The following is a 7,322-nucleotide window of genomic DNA, read 5'->3' on the forward strand; positions in this document are numbered from 1 at the left end:
GGAAATCAACTCCGGGGGGTGGTGGTCGGGAAACGGTCCTCGTCCGAGGTCGAGGATGAGCGAGAGACGGGATGGGGGTCGGGCGCGATGAAGAAGTTGTCGCGGAACAGGCCGCTGGGGTCCCAGACGGCTTTCAGCCTCCGGAGCCGAGCGAGGTGGGCGGGCGGAAATGCTCGCTCGAGAACCTCTGGACCGGTGTCGGTCTCGAAGCTGAGGTACATGCCCTCCAGGCTCGGCGCGAGCTCAGCCCACCTCTCTTCGACCTCACCCGTGCCGCCCCCGACCATCGCCAGGAGGAAGTTCGCGTCTCGCCATCCGTAGGCGGCCGCGTCCGCGGCGACATCCCCGACGGCGCCGCCGGCAGAACGGATGCTCAGAATGAACGAGGAACGGGATGCCATCAGGTCGGCGATCCTCCCGGCCACCTCATGGTCGAGGTGACGTACCAGGCCCGAGTGCCCGTGCGGCTCGCCGTGCCCGTGCTGGAGCTCGCCACCGGCGGGGAGTTCGAGAAGCGCAGCGTAGGGGACCATCTGGACGGACTGATTCGCCATCGGCGCGAGCCGGGCGAGCGGCTGGAGACGCGCCACGACCACCTCGGGATCGTGCTCGTCGACGACGATCAGTGCTTGCACGACGGGCGGCGTGCCGGGGGAGACGGGGCCGATCATGAGCGTGCCCGTCACGGTGCGATCCGCATTCTCGATCGCCGTCCCCCACCCTTCCAGGAAGGTCGTGAGGTCGTCGGGGATGAAGGCGAGCATGGCGAATCCGACCTGGTCGGTGACCGGGTGCGCCTCGAACTCGAACGAGACCACGACGCCGAAGTTCGCACCCGCCCCACGCACTGCCCAGAACAGGTCGGGGTTCTCCGACTCGCTCGCGTGGACGCGCTCGCCGTCCGCCGTGACGATGTCCACCGCGCGCAGATGGTCGATGGTGAGTCCTCGCTCGCGCGCGAACCACCCGATCCCCGCGGTGGTGGCCAGCCCGCCCACGCCGACGCCGCCGTAGTCACCCGCGGTGATCGCCAGGCCGTAGGGCGAGAGCGCCGCCGCGACCTCGCGCCAACGGGCGCCCGGGCCGACCCGCAGGCGATTCCCGCCACTGATCTCGATCTCGTTCAGGGCATCGAGGGCGATCACGATGCCGCCGTTGTTCAGCGACCGCCCCGACATCCCATGTCCGCCGCTGAACAGGCCGAGCGGTACGTCGCGATGACGAGACGCGAAGCGCACGGCATCCTGAACCTCCGCCGGCGACTGCGGGCGGATCACCAGCCCGGGCCTGGCTCCGCGGAAGTACCCGGCCGTGTAGCGGGTGTAGCCCGGGTCGCCGGGCAGCAGGATGCGCGAGGCGAGCGCATCGGGAATCGGATCGTCGCGGAAGGCGCGCGCCGCAGAGGGGGTGCGCTTGCTCCGGCGGGCTTCGGCGACACGGTCGCGAATGCGCGGCGCCGTCTCTGCCGCGAACCTCCGGATCTCGCGCGGATCGTCGGAACCCAGGATGAAGACGCTGATCCCGTGCTCGACGGTCAACTCGGCGAGGTCGGCTGCGGCATACTGCGGGGTGACGTTCAAGAGACGGGTCACCGCACGCGGATCACGGCCGGCTTTTCGGGCGGATGCATCGATGATCCGGTTCCCGCGCTCGATGTCGCCGGACTTCATCCACGGCAGACTCGGCAGCCAGCCGTCTCCCTTCCGGCCGATGATGCGCTGCATCCGCGGCTTGTAGGCCCCCACCCAGATCGGGATCTCGTGCGCCGGGGCCGGTCCGCGTGCGGCGCCGAACACCCGGTGGTGCACGCCGTCCACCTGCAGTGGCGAGGGGTCGGTGGTGTCCCAGATGCCCCGGATGATGTCGAGAGCCTCGTCCAGCCCGCTCACGGCCTCGCCCGGCGTCAGCAGGGGCGCGCCCATCGTCGCCATCGCATCGAAGTATCCGCCCGTGCCGATCCCCAGCTCGGCACGCCCGCCGCTGAGGCGGTCCAGGCTCGCCATCGCCCGCGCGAGCACGGCGGGCTGGCGTAACGGGAGGTTCAGGACGTTGCCGGACACATGGATGCGAGAGGTCTTCGCCGCGACCCAGGACAACAGCGTCCACGTGTCCTGGAGCGCCGGCTGATAGGGGTGGTCCTGGAATGTGACGATGTCCAGCCCCACCTCTTCGCTGAGGAGCGCGAGGTCGACCGGCTGCTGCGGGGCGGACGCGACCGGGGTGACGAAGGTGCCGAAGCGCAGGGGATGCAGGTAGTCGGTCATGTCTTCAGCCTCCGGCGACCTGTCACGCTCGACAAACCCCGCGTAAGCGGCTTACGATGAGTAAGTGACTGCTTCGCTGCCCCTGCACATCGACGACGAGGAATGCCGGCGGATCTCCGATGTCATGGAAGTCGTCGGTCGGCGGTGGTCCAGCGGCATCCTGCTCGCCCTCGGCATGGGGGCCGAGCGCTTCAGTGAGATCGAGCACCGGGTGCAGGGGCTTTCGGGTCGCATGCTGAGCGTCCGACTCCGTGAGCTCGAAGTCGCCGAGCTGGTGGCGCGCGACGTCCGGCCGACCACGCCCGTGACGATCTCGTATCGCCTCACCGAGCGCGGTGTCGAGCTTCTCCGCTCTTTGCAGCCCATGGCGCGCTACGCCCGCCGCTGGGAACCGGTCGCCGAAGACGAGAAGGGCGGAGAGGTGAGGGGCTGAAGCGTTCGGGCGGGGCTTCCGGGGAGCGCAAAACGCCCTCCGGTACAGTGGAGCAGCCCCGCGAACCCGCCCCGCGTGCCCCTTACCGCCGCACAGATAGGCCTCACCACCCGTGACCACTCCTGCGACGCCCTCCGACCCCATGCCCGACGGCAGTCCCACCGGCACGCCCACCGGCACGCCCGCCGACCGTCCGCTCACCGTCCTCATCGGAGCCGACACCTTCCTTCCTCACGTCAATGGCGCCGCTCGATTCGCCGAGCGCCTCGCCGCGGGGCTCGTCGCCCGCGGGCATGACGTGCACGTGGCGGCACCGAGCGTCGGGCACAGCCACGCCGGCACCTTCACCGAGGTGATCGAGGGCGAGCCCATGACGATGCACCGTCTGCCGGCGTATCGCTTCCTCCCACACGACTGGCTCACCTTCGTCCTGCCGTGGCGGGCGAAGCACTACGCGCGCAAGGTGCTCGACCAGGTGAAGCCCGATGTCGTCCACATCCAGTCGCACATCGTGATCGGCCGCGGTCTCACGAGAGAGGCGCGCAAGCGCGGCATCCCGGTCGTCGCCACCAACCACGTGATGGCCGAGAACATCCTCGACTTCACGACGCTCCCCGACTTCCTCGACCGCATCTTCGTCAAGCTCGCCTGGGCCGATGCCGCCCGCACGTTCGCGATGACCCGTGCGGTGACGACCCCGACGCGCCGTGCGGCAGACTTCCTCGAGTCCACGATCGGCATCGAGGGGGTCATCCCGATCTCGTGCGGCATCGACCGGTCGAACTACACGCCCGATCTCGAGCCGCGCGATGCGAACCGCATCCTGTTCGTCGGCCGCCTCACCAGCGAAAAGGGGATCGACGTCGTCCTGCGGGCGCTCAAGCTGCTCGACCCCGCCCTCGACGTCACCTTCGACATCGTCGGAGGGGGCGACCAGCGCCGCAATCTCGAGCAGCTCGCCGACCAGCTCGGCCTCTCTGCGCGCGTGACGTTCCACGGTCACACTTCCGAAGAGGAGCTGCGCGCGCTCTACACCCGGGCGAGCGTCTTCGCGATCGCCTCGATCGCGGAACTGCAGTCGATCGCGACGATGGAGGCCATGGCATCCGGACTCCCGGTGGTCGCTGCCGACGCCGTCGCCCTCCCGCACCTCGTGCACGACGGCGAGAACGGCTACCTCTTCGAGCCCGGCAACGCCGAAGAGCTGGCGGCGCGTCTGACCGACGTCCTCACCGCCGACCCCGAAGAGCGTCGCCGCATGCAGCAGGCCTCGCTCGACGGCGTCATCGTGCACGACATCGGTCGCACGCTCGACACCTTCGAGGCGCTGTACCGCGGACGGCCGATCCCGGAGTGACCGCGTGCACGTGGTGATGTTCGCCGACCAGCACCTCGAGTCCCTCGGCGGGGCGCAGGTGTCGATGCGGCTGCAGAAGCGCTTCCTCGAGCGCGCGGGGCACGTCGTGACGGTCGTCGCGCCACGGATGCACCGGCCCGCGCCCGACGACGCGGCGTACATCGACCTCCCCTCGATCGCGATCACGCCTGACCGCGAGTACGCGCTCACCTGGCCCGGCTCGCGCACGGATCGGTTCGTGGATGCCGAGCTCGGTGCCCGACTCCCCGTCGACGTCGTGCACGTGCAGGCGGACTTCTGGGGTGCGTTCATCGGACACCGCTACGCGGCGCGGCACGGCCTCCCCGTCGTGCACACGATGCACAATCGCGTCGACGTCGGGATCGAGGCGACCGCGCCCTTCCCGACTCTCGTCCTCCGCGTGCTGAACGCGTGGGCGCGGCGGGCGCTGCGCGGCGCGGCGGCGACGCGAGGCAACGCGGCGACCCCGCCGTCCCCGGGCGTGAATCCGCGGGATGCCGCGCGTTCCGCACGCGTGGCGGCGGCTGCGCCCGCGGCGCCCGACGCACGCGCGGGGCACGCGACGCAGGGCGCCGGCCCGGCAGACGGATGGGCCTATCTCCGCCGCTTCGCGGGCCTCTCGCGCGCGATCACCGCACCCTCCGGGCACTTCGCTCGGCGCCTCGAAGAGCGCGGTGTCGTGCCCGCCGCCGGCGGTGTCGATGTCATCTGGAACGGCATCGACGACGACATCCTCGACGCCGCGCTCGCGACCGGTGCCGAGGCCCGCCGCCCCGGCCCCCCGCGCTTCGTGTGGCTCGGCCGGATGAGCCCCGAGAAGCGCCTCCTGCCGTTCCTCGAGGCGGTGGTCGAGTCGGGCATCGACGCCGAGGTCGAGATCATCGGCGGTGGCGCCCAACTCCGCGCGGCGCAGAAGCTCGTCGCGGAGCGGAAGCCCGTGGCATCCGTGGTCTTCTCCGGACGCCTCAGCTACGCCGAGACGCTCGCGCGGCTGGCGGCTGCCGACGCGGTGGTGCAGACCTCGATCGGCTTCGAGACGCAGGGCATGACCGTGTTCGAGGCGGCCTCGCTCGGAACTCCGGCGGTCGTCAGCGATCCCGATATCGCGTCGGAGCTGGGCGCTGGCGTCTGGGCGGTTCCGGATGCAACGACCTCCGCGCTCGCGGACTCGCTCCGCCGCGCGGCCGACGACATCGCAGCGGGCACGCCGGTCGCTGTCGACCCGACGATCGCGGAGCGGTTCCGCCAGTCGTCGCGGACGGCAGCGATGGTCGGGGTGTACGGCCGGGCCGTTTCCGCCGGACGCTGACGCTTCTTTTCGCGCGAGGCGGGTTCCCGACGGCGCGCGGCGCGCGCGGGGTCGGTGGGGACCGCGCGGTAGCCGTCGGTGCGGATGAGCCACACCGACGCGACCACGCTGACGAGGGTGAGGGCGGCGAGAGCGATGAGATAAGCCATGGCAGAAAAGCTACGCATCGCCATTTTGCGCCGCGAGTGGCACGATGGACGGTGTTCGTTCGATTTCTGCCACTCCTTGAGGTGCACATGCGTTCTGTCGCCGTCGTGATCCAGCCGGGTTTCGCTCCGTTCGAGTTCGGTCTCGCGTGCGAGGCATTCGGCCTCGATCGCACGGATGAGGGCATCCCCAATTTCGACTTCCGCATCGTGGCGCCGGATCCGGGCGTCGTCCCCTCGAACATCGGCTTCTCGGTGAATGTCGAGCTCGGTCTCGACGCGGCGGCCGACGCCGACATCGTCATCCTCGCGCCGATTCCGCGCGAGCAGTGGGGGTCCGTGGATCCGCGTGTGCTCGAGGTCGTGCGTGCCGCTCACGCGCGTGGCGCGTGGCTCCTGAGCGTGTGCAGTGGGGCGTTCGTGATCGCGGCAGCCGGTGTGCTCGACGGCCAGCGCGCCACCACGCACTGGCGCTACGCCGACGTCATGGCGCGCATGTATCCCTCGATCGACGTCGACCCCGACGTGCTCTACGTGCAGTCCGGGCGCATCATCACGAGCGCGGGAACCGCCGCCGGTCTCGACGCCTGCCTTCACTTGCTGCGCCAGGAGCTCGGCGCCGAACTCACCAACCGCATCGCCCGGCGCATGGTGGTCGCCCCGCAGCGCGACGGCGGGCAGGCGCAGTTCATCGCCTCGCCGCTGCCGGTCGCTCCGTCGATGTCGCTCGCGCCGGTGACTGAGTGGATGCTGCAGAACCTGGATGCCGAACTCTCGGTCGATCAGCTGGCCTCCCGCGCGCACATGTCGCCGCGGACCTTCGCCCGCCGCTTCAAGGCCGACCTCGGTGCCACGCCCGCCGCGTGGCTCGCCCGCCAGCGCCTCCTGCACGCGCAGCGCCTTCTCGAGGAGACCGATCTCGGCCTCGACCGCATCGCTGCGGAGTGCGGGTTCGGCTCGGCGGCGGTGCTGCGTCAGAACTTCGCCCGCACGCTGGGCCTGACCCCCACGGCATATCGCGCGCGCTTTTCGTGTGCGGATGACGTGCCTGCCGCGCCGCGCGAGGCCGTGCCCGCCTGACGTCGTCCGGGGGCCGGGTTTCGGCATCCGGGATTCGTCCTGTTGCGGCCTCGGTTGCCCCGGGGCGGCGGGCGGGCCGCGGCCGTGCCGTCGCGCGGAGTTCGTGGGCGCCACGCCGTTTGTGCGGCGTTGTTCGCGGCGTGTCGTGGCCGGACTCCGCATGGCGGTACGCGCGGTGGTGCGGCGGGTTTCGCCTCGGGGTGATCCCCGCCCGGCGGTCGTGCGCCGTTGGGCGGATTTCGTGGGCGACGCGCCGTTCGGCTGGTCGCCGGTGCGGCGTGTCGTGGCTGGACTCCGCATGGCGGTACGCGCGGTGGTGGGGCGGGTTTCGCCTCGGGGTGATCCCCGCCCGGCGGTCGCGTGCCGTTGGGCGGATTTCGTGGGCGACGCGCCGTTCGGCTGGTCGCCGGGGCGGCGCGTCGCAATCGAACTCCGCGTGACGGTACGCCCCCGCGCGCACCCCCCACTTCGCCTGACGGTACGCCCCCGCGCGCACCCCCACTCCGCCTGGCGGTAGGCGCCGGCCCGAACCCGGACGCCACCAGACGGCCAGGTGGGCACCGCCTGCCTTGCTCCGGTCCCGTCCGGGACGGATCCCGGATGCCGCGCCTCGACGACTCGGTCGCGTGCCGCGTTCATTGCCCCGTGCGGGCCGAACTCCGGACGCCTCGGCCCGTCACCGCCCCCATCGCCCCCAGGACGGATTCCGAAT

The 7,322-nt window shown here is 71.0% G+C and carries 5 protein-coding genes; 4 read left to right on the forward strand and 1 reads right to left on the reverse strand.

Annotated features, from left to right (window positions below; translation table 11 throughout):
• Nucleotides 1-5: 5 nt before the first annotated feature.
• Entirely contained in the window at nt 6-2,264 is a 2,259-nt protein-coding gene (locus P2P98_RS13345) for an LLM class flavin-dependent oxidoreductase (protein WP_275800479.1), read from the reverse strand.
• A gap of 64 nt (nt 2,265-2,328) precedes the next feature.
• Here P2P98_RS13345 and P2P98_RS13350 point away from each other — a divergent pair, with 64 nt between their 5' ends.
• The 4 genes from P2P98_RS13350 (at nt 2,329) to P2P98_RS13365 (ending at nt 6,610) form a co-directional block, all read left to right on the forward strand.
• Nucleotides 2,329-2,697 carry a helix-turn-helix domain-containing protein gene (locus P2P98_RS13350; RefSeq protein ID WP_275800480.1) on the forward strand — a complete coding sequence of 123 codons (369 nt, stop codon included), beginning with the start codon at nt 2,329-2,331 and terminating at the stop codon, nt 2,695-2,697.
• A 142-nt stretch (nt 2,698-2,839) separates the two neighbouring features.
• Complete coding sequence (locus tag P2P98_RS13355; RefSeq protein ID WP_275800492.1) at nt 2,840-4,054, forward strand: glycosyltransferase; 1,215 nt, start codon at nt 2,840-2,842, stop codon at nt 4,052-4,054.
• Between the two features lie 4 nt (nt 4,055-4,058).
• Nucleotides 4,059-5,384, forward strand: coding sequence for a glycosyltransferase (locus P2P98_RS13360; protein WP_275800482.1), 1,326 nt, complete (start codon nt 4,059-4,061; stop codon nt 5,382-5,384).
• A gap of 236 nt (nt 5,385-5,620) precedes the next feature.
• A complete protein-coding gene (locus tag P2P98_RS13365; protein WP_275800484.1) occupies nt 5,621-6,610 on the forward strand; it encodes a helix-turn-helix domain-containing protein in 990 nt (329 codons plus the stop codon).
• The last annotated feature ends 712 nt before the right edge of the window (nt 6,611-7,322 follow it).

Source organism: Microbacterium sp. Kw_RZR3 (assembly GCF_029222405.1).
In the GTDB taxonomy this organism is placed as follows: Bacteria; Actinomycetota; Actinomycetes; order Actinomycetales; family Microbacteriaceae; genus Microbacterium.